This is a genomic window from Microcoleus sp. AT3-D2, from assembly GCF_036705715.1.
Classification (GTDB): Bacteria; Cyanobacteriota; Cyanobacteriia; order Cyanobacteriales; family Microcoleaceae; genus Microcoleus.
In genome coordinates this window covers 30,233-47,620 of sequence record NZ_JAUBVE010000011.1, presented here as the reverse complement: position 1 = coordinate 47,620, position 17,388 = coordinate 30,233, and the positions used below count along the sequence as shown (strand labels likewise).

17 protein-coding genes are annotated in these 17,388 nt (G+C 44.7%); 7 read left to right on the top strand and 10 right to left on the bottom strand.

The features are described from left to right. Positions 1–4 precede the first annotated feature (4 nt). Complete coding sequence (locus tag QUB44_RS07250; protein ID WP_333364907.1) at positions 5–1,150, top strand: restriction endonuclease; 1,146 nt, start codon at positions 5–7, stop codon at positions 1,148–1,150. A 55-nt stretch (positions 1,151–1,205) separates the two neighbouring features. Here the strand turns inward: QUB44_RS07250 and hpxZ are convergent, their stop codons facing one another. The 3 genes from hpxZ to QUB44_RS07235 all read right to left on the bottom strand — a co-directional run bounded on the left by hpxZ (position 1,206) and on the right by QUB44_RS07235 (position 3,208). Then, complete coding sequence (hpxZ, locus tag QUB44_RS07245) at positions 1,206–1,592, bottom strand: oxalurate catabolism protein HpxZ (protein ID WP_333364904.1); 387 nt, start codon at positions 1,590–1,592, stop codon at positions 1,206–1,208. Between the two features lie 91 nt (positions 1,593–1,683). Then, complete coding sequence (locus QUB44_RS07240; RefSeq protein WP_333364901.1) at positions 1,684–2,103, bottom strand: peptidylprolyl isomerase; 420 nt, start codon at positions 2,101–2,103, stop codon at positions 1,684–1,686. Positions 2,104–2,338: 235 nt separating this feature from the next. After that, entirely contained in the window at positions 2,339–3,208 is an 870-nt protein-coding gene (locus tag QUB44_RS07235; protein ID WP_333364899.1) for a prohibitin family protein, read from the bottom strand. 122 nt (positions 3,209–3,330) lie between these two features. Here QUB44_RS07235 and QUB44_RS07230 point away from each other — a divergent pair, with 122 nt between their 5' ends. Both QUB44_RS07230 and QUB44_RS07225 read left to right on the top strand, forming a co-directional pair. After that, positions 3,331–4,134 carry an RNA ligase family protein gene (locus QUB44_RS07230; protein ID WP_333364896.1) on the top strand — a complete coding sequence of 268 codons (804 nt, stop codon included), beginning with the start codon at positions 3,331–3,333 and terminating at the stop codon, positions 4,132–4,134. 15 nt (positions 4,135–4,149) lie between these two features. Further along, positions 4,150–5,310, top strand: a complete 1,161-nt coding sequence (locus QUB44_RS07225) for an AAA family ATPase (RefSeq protein WP_333364894.1) — start codon at positions 4,150–4,152, stop codon at positions 5,308–5,310. Positions 5,311–5,455: 145 nt separating this feature from the next. On the opposite strand, the gene QUB44_RS07220 is transcribed toward QUB44_RS07225, so the two are convergent. From QUB44_RS07220 to QUB44_RS07200, 5 genes are all read right to left on the bottom strand, one after another. Next, on the bottom strand, positions 5,456–5,839 hold the full coding sequence (locus QUB44_RS07220) for a nuclear transport factor 2 family protein (RefSeq protein ID WP_333364891.1): 384 nt from the start codon (positions 5,837–5,839) through the stop codon (positions 5,456–5,458). 216 nt (positions 5,840–6,055) lie between these two features. Further along, positions 6,056–6,736, bottom strand: coding sequence for an HAD family hydrolase (locus QUB44_RS07215; RefSeq protein WP_333364888.1), 681 nt, complete (start codon positions 6,734–6,736; stop codon positions 6,056–6,058). 229 nt (positions 6,737–6,965) lie between these two features. After that, positions 6,966–7,820 (bottom strand): manganese catalase family protein, encoded by an 855-nt coding sequence (locus QUB44_RS07210; protein ID WP_333364885.1) that lies wholly within the window; start codon positions 7,818–7,820, stop codon positions 6,966–6,968. Between the two features lie 372 nt (positions 7,821–8,192). Then, a complete protein-coding gene (locus QUB44_RS07205) occupies positions 8,193–8,402 on the bottom strand; it encodes an acetyltransferase (RefSeq protein WP_333364882.1) in 210 nt (69 codons plus the stop codon). 27 nt (positions 8,403–8,429) lie between these two features. Continuing rightward, complete coding sequence (locus QUB44_RS07200; protein WP_333364880.1) at positions 8,430–9,596, bottom strand: zinc-dependent alcohol dehydrogenase; 1,167 nt, start codon at positions 9,594–9,596, stop codon at positions 8,430–8,432. 747 nt (positions 9,597–10,343) lie between these two features. On the opposite strand from QUB44_RS07200, the gene mutS reads away from it, so the two are divergent. Next, a complete protein-coding gene (mutS, locus tag QUB44_RS07195; protein ID WP_333364877.1) occupies positions 10,344–12,971 on the top strand; it encodes a DNA mismatch repair protein MutS in 2,628 nt (875 codons plus the stop codon). A 200-nt stretch (positions 12,972–13,171) separates the two neighbouring features. Here the strand turns inward: mutS and QUB44_RS07190 are convergent, their stop codons facing one another. Continuing rightward, positions 13,172–13,882: a hypothetical protein gene (locus QUB44_RS07190; protein ID WP_333364874.1), complete on the bottom strand. Its 711-nt coding sequence runs from the start codon at positions 13,880–13,882 to the stop codon at positions 13,172–13,174. 29 nt (positions 13,883–13,911) lie between these two features. Then, the gene (locus QUB44_RS07185) at positions 13,912–14,628 is read right to left on the bottom strand and encodes an actin-binding WH2 domain-containing protein (RefSeq protein ID WP_333364871.1); all 717 of its coding nucleotides are present in this window, start codon (positions 14,626–14,628) and stop codon (positions 13,912–13,914) included. A gap of 548 nt (positions 14,629–15,176) precedes the next feature. Between QUB44_RS07185 and QUB44_RS07180 the strand changes: the two genes are divergently transcribed. The 3 genes from QUB44_RS07180 to QUB44_RS07170 all read left to right on the top strand — a co-directional run bounded on the left by QUB44_RS07180 (position 15,177) and on the right by QUB44_RS07170 (position 17,383). Continuing rightward, positions 15,177–16,415, top strand: a complete 1,239-nt coding sequence (locus QUB44_RS07180) for a tyrosine-type recombinase/integrase (protein WP_333364868.1) — start codon at positions 15,177–15,179, stop codon at positions 16,413–16,415. Between the two features lie 130 nt (positions 16,416–16,545). Beyond that, complete coding sequence (locus QUB44_RS07175; protein ID WP_333364866.1) at positions 16,546–17,025, top strand: hypothetical protein; 480 nt, start codon at positions 16,546–16,548, stop codon at positions 17,023–17,025. Continuing rightward, positions 17,018–17,383, top strand: coding sequence for a hypothetical protein (locus QUB44_RS07170; protein ID WP_333364863.1), 366 nt, complete (start codon positions 17,018–17,020; stop codon positions 17,381–17,383). The genes QUB44_RS07175 and QUB44_RS07170 overlap by 8 nt, the downstream gene beginning before the upstream one ends. Positions 17,384–17,388: the final 5 nt, after the last annotated feature.

Genomic DNA, 17,388 nt, shown 5'->3' with positions numbered 1-17,388 from the left:
AAAAATGGAACATGAATTTACAAAAATAATTAAGACCATTTTAGAGGATAAGTTTGGCGACGTGGGGTATCAAATATTGCGTGAAAGCCAGCTAATTTTATATTTGAATATCAAGACTAAATCTTCAAATAAAGGCTCAAAATCAAGAGGAAGTTTTGCCAACTTATACGCAATCTATGTTTTAGTTGAAGATTATTTGGTGAAAAATTTTGATCGGACAGGAATGTATTCAGATTATGAAGGTGCAGTTTATACGAATCTTTTTAAGAGACAGCGTGAATTACCATTCGGGCAAAAGCTTCAAAATCATGGCTTGAACCATAGGATGAATGAAGAATTTAAAAAATATTTTCCCACTTGTGAGTTCATCCCAATTTTGAGAAATCAGAAAAATAACAGGTATTGGTTTAACGAAAATTTATTAAAAGTCACAATCAATGAGAATGAACACAATATAGCAGAAACAGTAATCCACATCATTGATGCTTACGTTGAAGCTAAGAGAGATAGCTTTGAAAAGTTTATTCAAATTTGTAAAGATGCTCAAAGATTGACAGAGGTTCAAGTCAGAGAATTTATAAAACAAATGGTAGCGCCAAATGTAGATGCTCGAATTTTCGAGATAGTCAGCTACAGTATATTAAAATACTACTACAATGACCGAGTTATTTATTGGGGTTATGCACTAGACAGACTCCAGCCAGAAAATTTAAAGCTGTTTAAAACAGGTAGGACAAATGCTAATGATGGGGGAATTGACTTTGTAATGAAACCCCTAGGACGTTTTTTTCAGGTGACTGAAACTGTAGATGTAAATAAATATTTCCTAGACATTGATAAAATTGAAAGGTATCCGATAACATTTGTAGTTAAATCTTTAGATTCAGATAGTGAAATTAAATCAAAGATTGAAGCACAAGCTCAAAAGCTGTATTCAATAAATGCTATAGTATCTCAGTACATGGAATGTATAGAAGAAATAATAAATGTTCCTATTCTGATAGAAAGATTTGAACAAGCTGTTGCGAAAGGGTACTTAAGCAATATATTGAGCGAGATTATTAAGCAGAGCAGATTAGAATTTAATTATGAAGATCAGGATGAAAGTCGGGAAATTGAATTATTAGACGTTGCTCTAGAGGATGAATGATTCAGTCATAAAGTCCGCCTGCTTTAGACAATTATTGTTTCCTTACCTTTAACATCTACACCGGCAACAAAGAAACGTGAGCGGAAACAATCTTCCACCCTTGAGGAAACTTCCGCCACATCTGACTCTGCCGCCCCAGCCGCACCACTCCATCCATTACACGGCGAAATTCCAGCGTCACAACCGCCGTGTCTGCATCGAATGTCACGACTTTGAGGTTGAACATTTCTCGATCGACATTTACAGGCGATCGTCCTTTGCGAAAAGCCCTCACCTCATCACTCCCGTACAGGTTCTCCGTCACCCCAAACCGCACGACTTCCGGCGCATCCCAGAACAAATTATCGAGAGTTTCAATATCATTCGTACAAAGAGCTTTTTCGTATTTTAAATATAGTTCAGTTAACTCAGCCACCACAGCATAATCATTGATAACAGTCATAAATTGTAGATTTTAAAACTCTTAACTTCCACAAGTTGTGTTTGCAATAAGGACTAAAATCCTTACTACAAACACAACTAATTACTGGAAATTAATGCTCAATTTTGAGCGAAATAATCTTGTCACCTTGGCGGATAGCATTGACGACAGACATATCCTCAGTTTTGCCAAAAGTTGTGTGAACTCCATCTAGATGAGACTGAGGAGAATGGCAAATAAAGAATTGGCTGCCACCCGTATCGCGGCCTGCGTGAGCCATCGATAAAGTTCCTGCCAAATGTTTGTGGGAGTTGATTTCGCACTTGATTTTGTAGCCGGGGCCGCCCGTTCCATTGCCTTTTGGACAGCCACCTTGAATCATAAAGTTAGGAATGACTCGGTGAAAGGCTAATCCATCGTAAAAACCTTTTTCCGCCAAGTCAACAAAATTCTTCACTGTGTTAGGCGCATCCGCATCGAACAATTCCAAATTGATTGTGCCTTTGTCGGTTTCCATAATAGCGCGGGTCATGATTTTTCCTTGCTTCCTAAAATGAGTGTGTTGCCTGCGTGTTAATTGCGGACTTCGCTTTTATAGCGACAGATTCAAACTGTCGTTATATTGTGGCTTTCAGAAGTGTAGCATATTCCGGCAACTCTCATAAGACTTATGTGTGCTTTCTGAGGAAACCCGGTTTATTGCGAGATTTCTGGTTAGCAAAGCCAATATTTTCGGAGACACCGGGTTTGTTACCGTCAGTCATATTTTAATCGTTGGTCACTTGCGGGTGCTCGGGTTCTTCCTGAATATCGCTCATATTAAAAATGAAAGGAACCCGACTCGAACCTGCACCCATCACCAACACTTTTGGCATCTGAGCGCCGCCGCTTCTCCAAGCTTCGATCGCCTCTTTTTGCAGCACTAAATCGCCGCCTTGAGCCTTCAAAGTTTCAGCCAAAAGTCTTTGAGCTTCCGCCCTACCTTGAGCGCGGTTAATATCAGCTTGAGCCTGTTGTTCTGCTTCCTGAGCCACATAAACAGCCCTTTGCGCTCGCTGTTCAGCAACCTGTTTCTCCTCAACCGCTTTCGCAAAATCTGTCGAGAATCGAATGTTAACAACGCTCGTATCGAGCACGATTACATCATACTTTGATAGCCTTTCCTTCAGCGCAGTATCAAAGTCTCGCTTCAGTTCACTTCTTTGAGTAATAGATTGTTCGGCGGTTCTCAGTGCAGCCGCTGTTTTAAATGCTTCTTGCGTCTGAGGAGCAATAATTTTTGAAACTATATTCTCCAATGTTCCTTGAGTCCTTCGGACATCAACTATTCTCGCAGGATCGAGGCGAAAGTTGATCGCAAAACTAGCATTTAAATCCTGAAGGTCTTTAGTAGCACTCTGGGCGGGAACTTCAAATTTTTGCACTGTTACATCGTACACATCTACCTTGGAGATCAGCGGGGGTCTGAGGTGAAATCCCTCTAACAATGCTCCATCTCTGGCTTTTCCTAAAACGCTGACAACCCCTGCTTGACCTGGATTGATCACGACAAAAGAGTTTAAGCCTAGGAGTAGCGCGCCTACTAATAGAATCCCAGCGAATGCTGATGATATGCTCTGGAAACTTTGACTTTTCAACTTACACGCTCCTTTGTGATCATTCCATTATAATGGTTAAATGGATTGGGCAGCCTCTAAAGTCTAAAATCTAAAATTAAAGCTAAAATGGATGGGGTCGCCTCTCAAATCTCAAATCTAAAATGGATTGGCTGATGCTCAAAATTGTTAAATATCCTAGAACTTATCACATCGAAGGTTCGCGTTTCCAGCCGGGTGATGAAGACCTCGACAGCGTGCCATTTAGCGCCTTGAGCGATCGCCCGACAGTGATTGAAGAAAAGGTAGACGGCGCTAATACAGGCATCAGCTTCGCACCAGATGGACAAATGCTGCTGCAAAGTCGCGGCCACTATCTCACCGGCGGGCCGAGGGAAAAACATTTTAACTTATTCAAACAGTGGGCTTTCAGTCTCAGCGGGACGCTGGGAGAAGTGCTAGGAAATCGCTACATTCTTTACGGCGAATGGCTTTATGCCAAACACACTGTTTTTTATGATTTTTTGCCGCACTATTTTATGGAATACGATGTGCTGGACTTAGAAACCAGTCAATTTCTGAGTACAGAATCCCGCCGCAAGTTGTTAAGCGGACTGCCGTTAGTGTCCGTTCCCGTGCTGTTTTCGGGAGTGCTGAAATCGCCCAAGCAAATGATGCAGTTTGTGGAAAAATCTAATTTTATTCAACCGGGACATTTGGATCGGTTGCGTTTGTACTGCGGGGAATTGGGATTAGATGAAGAACGATGCTTGAAAGAAACTGACAAGAGCGATCGCATGGAGGGGCTGTACCTTAAAGTCGAAGAAGATGGCATAGTAAAGGCGCGTTACAAATACGTGCGTGCTAGCTTTGTGACGGCTATTAAAAATGCCGAAGGACATTGGCTAAATCGCCCCATTATACCCAATATTCTGCGTCCCGATGTGAATTTATTTAATTTTAGTTAACCAGCAGGTGAATTTATGAATGCACTGTTATCGCCCTCGGCCACTTGGACTTTTCCCTTTTGTCCCGAACCGCCCCATTGGTTTTTGGATTGGGACAGCATTCAAAATCATTTCGATTGGATTCAAAACTTAAAAGGATGTCAGCAAGACCCGATTTATCACGCCGAAGGAGACGTTTTAATTCATACCAGAATGGTCTGCGAAGCATTAATCTCATCCCAAAATTGGCGTCAATTACCCGTGCAAGAACGATCGATACTTTTTGCCGCCGCTTTGCTGCACGATGTCGCCAAACCAGCCTTTACAAAAATAGAAGCCGACGGCAGAATTAGCTCAAAAGGTCACGCACGCCAAGGTGCGAGGATGGTTAGACAAATTTTATCCCAATTCGAGCCGCCTGTGCAGTTTGAGATTCGCGAAACAGTTGTGGCGATCGTCCAATTCGGCAGTTTACCCATCTGGCTGATCGATAAACCCAACCCGCAGCAGTCTGTAATTAAAGTCAGTCAAGTTGTCCGCTGCGATTTCCTCGCACTTTTAGCCGAAGCAGACGTGCGCGGCCGACTGTGTAGCGACAGACAAGAACTGCTCGATAAAATAGAACTATTTCGGGAGTTTTGTCAAGAAAATAATTGTTTGGATTCTCCCCGACAATTCCCATCACCACACAGCCGATTTATCTACTTCCGCAAAGAGAATGGAAACCCGGATTACTTCGCATTTGACGACACTAAATGCGAAGTAATTTTGATGTCGGGCTTGCCAGGAAGCGGTAAAGATTATTGGATTCGGAAAAATCTCCCAGATTTGCCAGTAATCTCGCTGGATGCACTGCGAAAAGAGATGAATGTCCCTCCCGACGAAACCCCTGGAAATGTGGTCACAGCCGCCAAACAAAGAGCGCGCGAATACATAAATGAGGGGCGTTATTTTGTGTGGAACGCCACGAATACCACTAAACAAATGCGGCAGCAATTAATTAATTTTTTTGCTGCTTACCAAACGCGCATTCGCATCGTTTATCTAGAAGTACCTCTAGAAGAAATATTGCAGCGGAATCGATCGCGCACAGCAACTGTACCGGAAGCAGTCATTCGCAAATTAGCTGCGCGGCTGGATATTCCCGATCGCACAGAAGCCCATCAGGTAGAGTGGATTGTGAGCGATCGCGCTTAATAGTGGCAATCCACCCGCTAGCGCCCGTATTACTTCAACGCGCTACTAATTCCGGCGTTGCTGAATACAGCTATGAATTCAAAATTTCCCAATTGCGACAAGCCCTCGGAGTCCGCTACTTTTGCCTGTTAGCTGGAGCGCGTGGTTAGGCATTAGGGGTGGACGATGGAAGTGGACAGACTTCCATAGCTTGAATCAAGTTGTATTCAAGGGTGAATCGATGGCCCACGTGCTCATCGGCAAGAACTGCTCCAGCCAAGTCACGCACGACCTGATGCACATCGACCAAAATGCGCCCGGCCTCCTCCGAGTAAAAGGAAACCGGCTCGACGTGCGGATTGATTTCGCTCCATTGCTCCGTCCAGTAAGCGCGAACTTCTTCAGACCCACGGACAAAACCACCTTTGAACGCTTTCGGCCAAGCCACGTCCGGAGTCATGAGGGCAAGGGCAGCGTCAATGTCTCGCGCGTTAAAGGCTGCGTACGCCGCACGGAGCAGTTCGATTTCTGCTGCAGGTTGATCTGACATAAAAGGTATGGTGAAAGAGATGCAGTAAGGACTAATAATTTAGTGTACAGAGTTTAGGTGATTCGCCCATCTAGACATTGCTAGACAAAGCGCTAAAATTTCAAAAGAAATATTGGCGTTGCTGATTCATCGTATGAATTAACTTTTCGCTTGATGTTACAAAACCCACCCTACTTGGCTTATAGCCATTCCGAAAACTTGAATCCATACCTGTATTCAGCAACGCCCTAATTCCTTTTTCCCTAAAATAGAATCGTCATAATGCGCCAACAAATCAGCAGGGTGATCGTAAATTGCCGCAGCATTTGCCAGCGAAGCATCATCGAAACCTCCGCACCGAAAAGCAATTACTGGCACCCCGCACTTCCCCGCAGCTTCGATATCGTAAGGAGTATCAGCTAACATCACAGTCTGACTCGCTTCCATCTGCAATTTGCTCAAAGCAGCTTCCACAATATCCGGTTCCGGTTTAGAAGCTTCTGCATCGCTAGATGTAGTGGCTTGATCCAATAAATCCTCAACTTGTGCAGCTTTCAGCAAACCGGAAAGTTCTTCAGTGGTAGCTGAAGTAGCAATAATTAGCCGCAATCCTTCTTGCTGCATTTTTAACAGCAAATCCCGCGAACCGCGGGTGGGAGAAAGGTCGGGAGAAAAGCGGTTAATAATCAGTTCTTTGCGCCGCTGTGCAATCTTTTTCCCGTCGCCTGCTTCGTCGGAAAGTTCTGATACCATTTGGGGTATAACTTTGTCGCCTCCCATGCCAATTAGCGGGCGAACTTTCTCGAATGGCACCTCGTAGCCGTAAGCCACAAATGCCTCTACCCATGCTTGAGCGTGGGCGTCATTGCTGAGCGTCAGAGTACCGTCAATATCGAGAATTACTGCTTGCAATTCCATAAGCTATTTGCTGTTAGTTATTAGATTTTTTGCCAAAACTTGGTTTGTAGTAAGGACTAAAGTCCTTAACTAATTAATTAGCCAATCATGTAGTAAATTTCTTACTACGAACTTGTGGCTCGTAGTAAGAACTTTGGTTTTTTCTGAGGTTAGTAGTAAGGACTTTAGTCCTTAATTACTTAATTAGTCAATCGGGGACTGGTCAGCTTACTATTAACTTTTTGATTGGCTATTTCATGCCAGTGCCGTGCAATTTTGGTTCGGGCGGCGGCGGTACTGGTTCTGGCCCTAACGGTTGGGGATTGGCTACATATTCAAACTCGCCTTTGCCGTCCATTGATTTGCCTTTCGCCCAGCGTCCCTCGCTACTTTCGGAACCTTCAGAATGATTCCAAAACTGATAAGCAAATTCTGACTTTTCCAACTCCTGCGGGAAGGAACTCGGAACGGGGGTTGTTTCTATTCCCGAACTTTCTAAATCTTCGATCGCCGCCAGCCACAAATTTTGGTGCATCGTGTCGCGGGCGATCATAAAACTCAGGGTGTCTTTCACGCCCGGATCGTCTGACATTTCATACATCCGCACAGCCTGCAATCTTCCTTGCGATTCGGCGTGCAAATTCGAGCGAAAATCTGCTAAAAGATTGCCACTAGCAACGATATAACGGCCGTTCCAGGGATACCCTACACTGTCGCTAGGAAGTGCGCCCAAACCCGAGACAATTGCGTGCTGCGGATTCATGCTGGCGGCGATCGCATCTCGCGGGCTGTTTCCACCCATCACAGCACCCACCACAGCATCCTTGAAACCTTCTTCTTGCATAGATACAGGAGCTTTATCTAACAAGTGAGCAATCATAGTTGCTAGCATCTCGATATGCCCGATTTCTTCTGTACCGACATCAAGCAGCATATCGCGATATTTCGCTGGGCCTCGGCAGTTCCAACCTTGAAATAGGTACTGCATCATCACGGTCATTTCGCCAAATGTACCGCCAATTAGTTCTTGTATTTTCTTGGCGTAAACGGCATCTGGTTTTTCTGGTCTTTTGTAATACTGTAGTGGCTTCTTATGGTAAAACATGGGGAATTCCTCCCAAGGGGTTTTTGATTAACTTTCATTAGTTTTAACGCTGCCACCGATGGAGGGGAATCAGCTTTTAGTCATAAAGAAATTAAATCCAACCCGGTTATCTTTATCACTTTAGTTTAATGCGGTTTCTCGCGCCCGCGAACTAAAGACTATATTAAATTTGGTCGATCGTACATTCTATTTAAACAAACACAGCGCTGTGTCCTCCGGGTGTCAAAAAACACGTCAAAACCGCCCTCCTGCAGGGGTATCAACCCCTATTGGAGAGCGGTTTTTCGGGTTTAGCGGACACTTATGTGCTGTGTCCATCCCCCTAGCTTCGAGTCCCCCTCTTGTTAAACGGGATGGGGAGAATCAGTGGAATCAATGAGTTTGATAATTTTCCTCAGTCCAACAGCGCGGCAGAGCTTCACCGGAAGGAAACACTAATTTACTTTTTGGAAAAGTTGCTGTCTCTTGCTCTTCTTGACCAGCTTGATTTTTTCCCGGCACTTCATTTTTTGTAGGGCTGATTAAAGCATCTACATCGAGGATTTCAATCAAGTCGCCTGATTCTTTTTCTTGTAAAAGCATAGTTTTTCCGTGAAGGGTAAATGCGAATTAGGGTTTGAGGACAACTTTGATGCAGTTGTCTTTTTTCTGTTTGAAAATATCGTAGGCGTGGGGCGCTTCATCCAATTTCATTCGGTGCGTAATTACGAATGACGGGTCAATTTCGCCTTTTTGAACGCGATCGAGCAAAGGTCGCAAATAGCGGTGAACGTGCGTCTGTCCCATTTTCATGGTCAAGCCTTTGTTGAAAGCTGCACCTAATGGCACTTTGTCAACGAAGCCGCCGTAAACGCCGGGAATTGACACTGTGCCACCCTTGCGACACGCGAGGATCACTTGTCGCAGGGCCGTAGGTCGATCGCTCTCCAACCGCACGGCTTGCTTGGCTTTGTCGTACAAAGCGTCGAGACCGGTGCCGTGGGCTTCCATCCCCACCGCGTCGATGCAAGAGTCGGGCCCGCGTCCCCCGGTCATTTCGGTGACGGCTTCCCCGGCGTCTATTTCTTCGTAATTGATGATTTCAGCTTTGGCCGCGGCCGCCATTTGCAAGCGTTCCGGTACGCGGTCGATCGCAATTACTCGATCGGCCCCCAGCATAAACGCGCTTCTGATTGCAAATTGTCCGACTGGCCCGCATCCCCAAACTGCTACAGTATCCCCCGGCTGAATGTCGCAGTTTTCGGCCGCCATGTAACCAGTAGGAAAGATATCGGTGAGGAACAATACTTGTTCGTCAGAAAGTCCGTCGGGAATTTTTAAAGGGCCGACATCTGCAAACGGAACCCGCGCGTATTCTGCTTGACCTCCTGCATAGCCGCCCGTTAAATGCGAGTAGCCAAACAGTCCCGCCGGCGAATGACCGAACATTTTTTCAGCTAGCCCAGCATTGGGGTTAGAGTTGTCGCACAGCGACCACAAATCGCGGTTGCAAAAGAAGCAACTGCCGCAAGAAATAGTAAAAGGAATGACGACGCGATCGCCCTTTTTTAAGTTCTTGACTTGGCTGCCGAGTTCGACTACTTCCCCCATGAATTCATGCCCCATGATGTCGCCCGATTGCATTGTCGGGATGAAGCCATCGTAGAGGTGTAAATCTGAGCCGCAGATTGCTGTAGACGTGATTTTAACTATTGCATCGCGCGGATTGATAATTGTTGGGTCTGGTACATTATCAACTCGCACATCATTTGCTCCATGCCAGCAAAGAGCTTTCATTATTTTTTTTCCTCTAGTTAACTACTAGCTAGCAGATTTTTGATTGTAAATCTTAAACTTACTACGCCGATTAATTACTAACTTGGATTTCTTTGATTTTAAGCAGATAAAATATATTTTATCTCTATCCAAGGTATAATTTATAAATCTATCTTCCGGCTGTTTTCAATAACAAAAATGTAAAGTTTCTCCCCCGGCTAAAGTGCGGGAGATTTCACATTCTTCTGTTAAGCCCCAACAGTTATAGCAACCGCACCAGACGGTTAGAACATTCTTAATTGCTGAAACCGTTGCCGAAGATTGCTTCTTCCTTCTCTCATAGATAACTAAAGCCTTCTTCCTTCTCTCCTAGATAACTAAAGCCTTTTTCCTTTTTCCTTTTTCCTTCTTCTTTCTTCCTTCAACATCTGCTATAACAGCTAACAACTACATAGCTGAGATTGTTTTTGTCGATCGCCCATCGCTCCCCTCTCACAATAAATAAAAATTTCGCACTTAATCTCACTATAGCGGAGGCTTAAGCTCACATTAGATAAAAGGCGACCGAAAAATTCTCAAGTACAAGCGGGTTTATCAATTATTAAGTAGGGTGCTTGACTTTTGTATAGCTCAACACCATGCCCCAATATTGAGAATCACGCACCCTGCTTAAGGAGGAATAATCGTCAAATATTGTATCATTAGTTATAGCTAAAAGCCGAGCTTGCGCTAAAGTTGTTAAAGATTAAAATTTATCGATCGCCTTTTATGCCTTACACTGCATCTACCCCAACAGACCCCACTCAACCCAACATCCGCAATGCCGACCACCGCTTACTAGAATTCACCAAGCTAACGCCGATGATGCAGCGGTATGTGGAAGTGAAAGAACAGTATCCCCACGCACTTTTGTTATTTCGAGTGGGAGATTTTTTTGAGTGTTTTTTCCAAGATGCAGTTACGATTTCTAGGGAGTTAGAACTTGTTTGTACTAGCAAAGAAAGCGGCAAAGAAATCGGTCGAGTGCCGATGACAGGAGTGCCGCACCACGCCCTCGATCGCTACACGTCAATGTTAGTAGAAAAAGGCTATGCTGTGGTAGTTTGCGATCAAGTTGAAGATGCCTCGATTGCTGCTAAAGAAGGCCGCCAAGTCAAGCGAGAAATTACCCGCATTCTCACTCCCGGAACTTTGACTGATGACGGAATGCTCAAACCCAGACAAAATAATTTTTTAGCAGCAATTGTGATAGCGGGGGAACATTGGGGATTAGCTTATACAGATATTTCTACAGGAGAATTCGTCACTACCCAAGCAGACACTTTAGAACAATTAACCCTCGAATTGCTGCGTTTGCAACCTTCGGAAGTCTTGGTACCGACTAATGCGCCGGATTTGGTGACTATGTTGAGGCCCGGAGAGAAATCCGAGCATTTACCCGATTGTTTGCCGAATTCGTTTTGCTATTCTTTGCGATCGCAAATTCCGTTTACTTTGCCCGAAGCAAAACAAAGAATCCTGCAAAAATTCAAAGTGCGATCGCTTGAAGGTATGGGATGTGGCCATTTGCCCCTCGCAGTGCGCGCCGCCGGCGGTTTGCTGCAATATCTCGAAGAGACTCAAAAGGAAAAAGCAGTTTCTTTGCAAAGATTGCACACTTACACTCTCACCGATTTTCTCATACTCGACTACCAAACCCGCCGCAATCTCGAAATTACTCAAACAGTGAGAGATGGGGTTTTTCACGGTTCGCTGCTGTGGGCGATAGATAAAACCAGCACCGCAATGGGAGGCCGCGCTTTGCGCCGCTGGGTGCTGCAACCTTTGCTCAACATTAAAGGCATTGGCGCCAGACACGACACGATCCAAGAATTAGTAGAAAATAACGGTCTGCGCCAAGATTTTCAGCAGTTGCTGCGCCAAATTTACGACATCGAAAGACTGACAGGCCGCGCCGGTTCGGGAACAGCTAGCGCGCGGGATTTGGTCGCTTTAGCTGATTCTCTGGGAAAACTGCCGGAATTAGCTTCGATCGCAGCGCAAGGGCGATCGCCCTATTTGAAAGCGCTGCAAAATGTACCGCCAATTTTAGAAGAATTAGCAAGTAAAATTCACGCTCATTTAGTTGACGAACCGCCGATTCATTTAAAAGAAGGAGGTTTGATTCGATCGGGAATCAATGCCATGCTTGATGAAATGCGCCACACTGCATCAGCAGACCAAGAATGGATTGCAAATTTAGAAGCAACTGAGAGAAAGCGCACCGGAATTTCTAATTTAAAAGTAGGCTACAATAAAGCTTTCGGCTATTACATCAGCATTACTAAATCGAAAGTAGACCAAGTGCCGAACGACTACACCCGCAAGCAAACTCTCACCAATGAAGAACGCTACAGCACTGAAGAATTAAAAGAAAGAGAAGTGCGAATTCTGACAGCGCGGGAAGATTTAAATCAATTGGAATATGATATTTTTGCTAAAGTGCGATCGGAGGTAGGAGAACACGCCGAAATTATTCGCAACGTTTCCCGCGCGGTGGCGGCTGCGGATGTTTTGTGCGGTTTAGCAGAAGTTGCAGTTTACCAGAATTACTGCCGCCCGACTATGACAGAAAGTCGGGAAATTAAAATTATTGAAGGTTGTCATCCTGTGGTGGAAAAGTCTTTGCCGCCGGGATTTTTTGTACCTAATTCTGCTTTTTTGGGTCGGGAAGAATCGCTAAACCGCCCAGATTTAATTATTTTAACCGGGCCGAATGCTAGCGGGAAAAGCTGCTACTTGCGGCAGGTGGGTTTAATCCAGTTAATGGCGCAGATGGGCAGTTTTGTGCCGGCGAAAGCTGCGAGTTTGGGAATTTGCGATCGCATTTTTACCCGCGTCGGCGCAGTAGATGATTTGGCAACGGGTCAGTCTACGTTTATGGTGGAAATGAACGAAACTGCAAATATTCTCAATCACGCGACGCCGCAATCATTGGTTTTGCTAGATGAAATTGGCAGGGGAACGGCGACGTTTGACGGACTTTCGATTGCTTGGTCTGTGGCAGAATATTTAGCAACTGAGATTCGGGCGCGGACGATTTTTGCGACTCACTATCACGAGTTAAATGAGTTAGCTTCTATTTTAGATAATGTCGCAAATTATCAGGTGACAGTGAAAGAATTGCCGGATCAAATCGTATTTTTGCACCAAGTTCAGCCGGGAGGTGCTGACAAATCTTACGGAATTGAAGCGGGGAGATTAGCTGGTTTACCGCCGTCGGTGATTGACAGGGCGAGACAGGTGATGAAGCAGATTGAGAAACATAGCAAAATTGCGATCGGGCTGCGGAAAGGTGTTAAAAAAGATGGCAAAAAAGAGTCTGAGGACGAACAGTTGGATATTTTTGAGGATTAAATTTACGGTGGGAAAAAAATTTGGATTAACTTCTATATTGCACCATTTTCAATAAGCCTTTCAGAGGCGGGCAGGATGCCCAACCCCTACTCCCCACAAGAAAATTAAATTTTTGTGGAACAGGCATCCTGCCTGTTCTTGAGCATGGTGCAATATCTCAGTTACTACTTTTACTACCAACCAGGAACTCTCCAGCAACTCTAACGCCCATTTTGCAACTTTCTTACCTCTTTGTGCACGCTCATCCCAATTTCCAAAGCTTCATTTAGCAACCGCCCGTATTCAGTCGCCCGATCGCTCACATCCAGTGCCATCAAAGCAGCCAAATTACTTTCAATATTAGCAAATAACTCGTAACGGCGGCCGATAAATTGCTGATTTTCCCTGAGAATCCTCTCTGTTTTCAAAGCACAGACTAAACTTTCTCTAGTAATTTTTAATGCTTCAATTGCATCTCCTCGGTTAATTAAATTGGCTTGTAAATTGCCAGCAGCCGTTAGGCGATCAATAATATCTAAAGCCTGAATCACCTCATGATACTTCTCAACTTCATCCAGCAGGCCCGCCAGCGTTACCAGAGGTTTTGCCTTAACCCATTTATAGACATTCCAAGCAACAGTAATCGCCAGCGACAAACCCAAAGTTATTTGTAGAACCCGGACAAATATCTCACCATCGCTAAATGAACCAACATTATGTTGATTAGCCAGTAAAGCAACAGGCAGCGAAACAACTAATGTCAAGCAAAATATCAGCAACTCATTCAACAAAAGAGAAAACAGCTTTTTCCCGTCCCGTAATGCAGCAGGTCGGTAAAAATCCGCTGCAAAACCGTCGCTCAAAGCTATTCCGCTCAAATCCTCCAACTCCTTCTCAGGAATTTTTAACTCATCCAAATCCGCTTGTATCACTCTTTAAAATCTCCTTAAATAGGGATTGATTACGATCCTCCCAGAGACATAATTGATTGCCACAGACTCATATAAAAATTGCTTTCTCGGTTTCGGAAGAGTTGAAAAGCCATTCCCGACGACCCAAAAAACGGTCTCAGCGTCCATCCCAACTGAGTGCCAACAAACGCATAAAGTCCCAACCAAAAGCGCAAAATATTTAGCCTGATGTCTTTGCCTTCCGCATCTTGTTCGGACAGAAAGTGCATTCCTTGATAAATGAAACTTACCCCCAAAAATCCTGTGATTGCCATAATAGCAACATTCAACACCAGAAAAAAATTGTAATTGGGACTGCTCAGAAGAAAAAACAGACTGACAGGTGCAAATCCAAACAGTAAAACGCTAATCATCGCCATCGCTGTCATCAACAATGTCAAATACTGCTCAAAAGTTCGTTTTGAACCAAACATGACATTAAAAAAGTACAGTGTGGGAAAGCAGATAATCAGCGTCAGCAAGTAAAGTGCTGGCAACTTAATTGCTGAAACCAGACATTGCATCCACGTACTAGATGCACCTAATATAGCTCCGTAAATGCCAAAAAATACGGTACTAGAAATCAACAAACCGAAAATTTTAGATTTGAGCTTGACACCTTGGCGAATTTCTTCGAGAAACTGTTGCCGTTCCCGCAGCAAATACATTACTACTGAAAAATATTTCACGGGCTCTCCTTGTGACTGATGCAACTCCGAATCAGTCATAACTCAAGCTGAGTGCGCTTGGCAAGCTTGGCAAATCAGGGCACTCTATGTTAACTAATTATTCTTGTACCCAGCTCACCACAAACTCAGATGTGGAGGCGTTTTGAGAGCTACTTGCAAAGCTAAACGGCTCAAACTGAATATAGGTATGCTTTGTATTCAATTTGTATTCATTTGTCTCCAAATTGTCTCCAAAAAGGGCGATCAGGTAGTCATTGGATACTCAGTTGATACTCAGTTTGGTCGTTCCGTAGTCAAATTGTCTCCAATTTCTAGTCAATTTCTAGTCAACTAGACCCCTTGAAAACCGAAAAAATCAGCAATAAAAAACCTCAAACCGTTGATTTATAGTTGGTTTGAGGTTTTTGTAGGCGCAAGCGGGCAGCGGGAATCGAACCCGCATAGTTAGCTTGGAAGGCTAGCGGACTCACAGTGGGAATCCTTTTGTATGCAGTGGTTTGCGGGTTTTGCCTTAGTAGGTGTCGGAGGATTGTATCCAATCTGTATCCAAAAGGTGTATCGTGATGGTGTTGAGTTGGTAATCAGCCATGACTAACCTGCCACCGCTTAAAGCGAAAAAAGGCTCTGTTGTTGTTCAAACCAATGAAGGGAGATTGCGCCTTCAAATGCCTCGACACCTTTACGGGGGAAACCGAAAGTTTCTTTACCTCAACTTGGCAGATACCCCTGAGAACTGGGAACTGGCAGAGGCTAAAGCACAGTTGATTGAATCTGACATCAAGTTTGAGCGGTTTGACCCCACACTCAAGAAGTACAAAACGCAGACTCACCTGACTGTTATTGAGACAGTCAAGCCTAAGCCAGAACTGACACTGACTAAGCTGTTTGCTAAATACTTGGAATTCAAGAAACCAGCACTCAAAGCGACAACTTTCAATTACTTGGTGACGGGCATTCAAGGTTATATTGACCGTTGCCCTCACCAGCCTCTATCAGAGGACTGTGCTTTGCAGGTACGCGCGTGGCTGTTGGAGGATACGACTAACAGCATGACTAAAAGGATTTTGACTCACCTAAATGCAGCGGTAAAGTGGGGGATTAAGTTCAAGATTGTTAAGGGTTTAACCGTATCGCCGTTTGAAGGGATGGCAGCAGAATTGCCTAAGCACAACTGGGAAAGCGACCCGGATCCAAACGCATTTACAGCTCAAGAAAAAGAGCTGGTATTGGAGGCTTTCAAGAACCACAGAGGTACTTGGAACGGGAGGGGAGAAACCGGACAAAAGTTTTGCTTTTACTACCCGATGGTGCAGTTCTGGCTGCTGACTGGATGCCGTCCATCTGAAGCTGTGGGCTTGAGGTGGTGTGACATCGCTCCTGACTTTTCTCACATTGTGTTTAACGGGAGTATACAGCACCCAAGCGGTAAGGAGACAAGGGTTGACGGCAGTAAAAACAACAAGCGGCGTAAATTTCCTTGCAATCAAGAATTGATTCAGTTGTTGAAAAGTATCAAGCCACAAAGTCTGACTGACAAAGATAGGTTGGTTTTTCCATCACCTGTTAAAGGCGGGGCGATTAATTACAACAATTTCACTAAGCAGGTGTGGCACAAATTAGTTGACCCGATTACTGAAAACGCCCGCCAACATCAACAGGATTGCAAGACAACTACGCCCTATTCTTGCCGGGATACTTTTATCAGCGAACAGGTTGGCAAGGGTGTACCCAGTGCGGTTGTTGCTAAGTGGTGCGATACGTCGGAAAGAGTGATTAATGCTGTGTATTTAGACGGCAAGATTTTGGAGCATTTACGCCCGCTTTGATACTGTTAGGATGTTGATTCTAGGGGCAACTTTTGGGACACAAAACTTTACAGCTACCTATTGACACGGTGGCTGTAAACCTGCACTCTAAAGGTAAGGAAGATTGATGCGCGACTGACAAGCACTTCCAATGCTAGCCAAGTCACGACTTCCCCAAACGTTCAAACACAACGGTTGGAGCTTAACAATTATGCCAATTTCGGCGCGGTTTCCTGATGGGCGATCGCAACACTTTACATTTTCCCGGCGCGAACTTTTGCAGAAAGTTGTGTCGGCTGCTTTGCTATTTGCGGTCAAATCAGCTACTGAGCCAGCCAAACCAGTGGCTAAGTCAGCCGAAAAAAAATACCCACATCCTGTCCCAGCTTTTAGTGTTGGCGACAAAATCCGCAGTCCTTGGCTAGATGAAGACTTAGACGACGAAGATGCGGAAGGTGAAGAAGTTGAAGACGAACTTGGCGAAGTAATGGGAGCCTGCTGGCATCCAAGTCGCCACCGCTGGGAATATCTCATCAATTGGACTGGGGGCAGTGCTTCTGAGATTTGTTACCCCTGCTTTGATGAAAACATGATATCGGGCGATGATTTGAGACTTGTCACCGATGTCTAAGCCTCCTGTCTCTTGCCGTCGTATTGACCACCTAAAAACTGTTGCTTATTCCTGTGGTCTTTGTGATAGCGAAGCCCGAAAGTTTGGCAAGCTCACTGCTACTAAAACGTGGGAAGCATTACTAAATTCACACGGTCTAGAGTTCGATCGCAAACCTGAAATCACATCTATTGACGCCTCGATTGTTTCCACTGAAAATTCGCGCCAGATTAACTTGCTGGAATGGGTTGATTTTGGACAAGCCCTCGCTCTGGCTCTTGCGTCGGTTGGTTTCGCCGTGCTGATTTTAGGAATGTTTCCACGCATCAATCCACTTAATCTTTTACCCGTAAAAATCACAATTCAGGTAGGTAAATAATGGGA

What these genes read in the sequence shown, in the direction of transcription:
- QUB44_RS07200 (WP_333364880.1), bottom strand. Translation starts at nt 9,596, where the DNA reads ATGAAAGCTCTTTGCTGGCATGGAGCAAATGATGTGCGAGTTGATAAT.
- QUB44_RS07220 (WP_333364891.1), bottom strand. Translation starts at nt 5,839, where the DNA reads ATGTCAGATCAACCTGCAGCAGAAATCGAACTGCTCCGTGCGGCGTAC.
- QUB44_RS07230 (WP_333364896.1), top strand. Translation starts at nt 3,331, where the DNA reads ATGGATTGGCTGATGCTCAAAATTGTTAAATATCCTAGAACTTATCAC.
- QUB44_RS07225 (WP_333364894.1), top strand. Translation starts at nt 4,150, where the DNA reads ATGAATGCACTGTTATCGCCCTCGGCCACTTGGACTTTTCCCTTTTGT.
- QUB44_RS07215 (WP_333364888.1), bottom strand. Translation starts at nt 6,736, where the DNA reads ATGGAATTGCAAGCAGTAATTCTCGATATTGACGGTACTCTGACGCTC.
- QUB44_RS07170 (WP_333364863.1), top strand. Translation starts at nt 17,018, where the DNA reads ATGTCTAAGCCTCCTGTCTCTTGCCGTCGTATTGACCACCTAAAAACT.
- QUB44_RS07185 (WP_333364871.1), bottom strand. Translation starts at nt 14,628, where the DNA reads ATGACTGATTCGGAGTTGCATCAGTCACAAGGAGAGCCCGTGAAATAT.
- QUB44_RS07205 (WP_333364882.1), bottom strand. Translation starts at nt 8,402, where the DNA reads ATGCTTTTACAAGAAAAAGAATCAGGCGACTTGATTGAAATCCTCGAT.
- mutS (WP_333364877.1), top strand. Translation starts at nt 10,344, where the DNA reads ATGCCTTACACTGCATCTACCCCAACAGACCCCACTCAACCCAACATC.
- hpxZ (WP_333364904.1), bottom strand. Translation starts at nt 1,592, where the DNA reads ATGACTGTTATCAATGATTATGCTGTGGTGGCTGAGTTAACTGAACTA.
- QUB44_RS07250 (WP_333364907.1), top strand. Translation starts at nt 5, where the DNA reads ATGGAACATGAATTTACAAAAATAATTAAGACCATTTTAGAGGATAAG.
- QUB44_RS07210 (WP_333364885.1), bottom strand. Translation starts at nt 7,820, where the DNA reads ATGTTTTACCATAAGAAGCCACTACAGTATTACAAAAGACCAGAAAAA.
- QUB44_RS07240 (WP_333364901.1), bottom strand. Translation starts at nt 2,103, where the DNA reads ATGACCCGCGCTATTATGGAAACCGACAAAGGCACAATCAATTTGGAA.
- QUB44_RS07175 (WP_333364866.1), top strand. Translation starts at nt 16,546, where the DNA reads ATGCTAGCCAAGTCACGACTTCCCCAAACGTTCAAACACAACGGTTGG.
- QUB44_RS07180 (WP_333364868.1), top strand. Translation starts at nt 15,177, where the DNA reads ATGACTAACCTGCCACCGCTTAAAGCGAAAAAAGGCTCTGTTGTTGTT.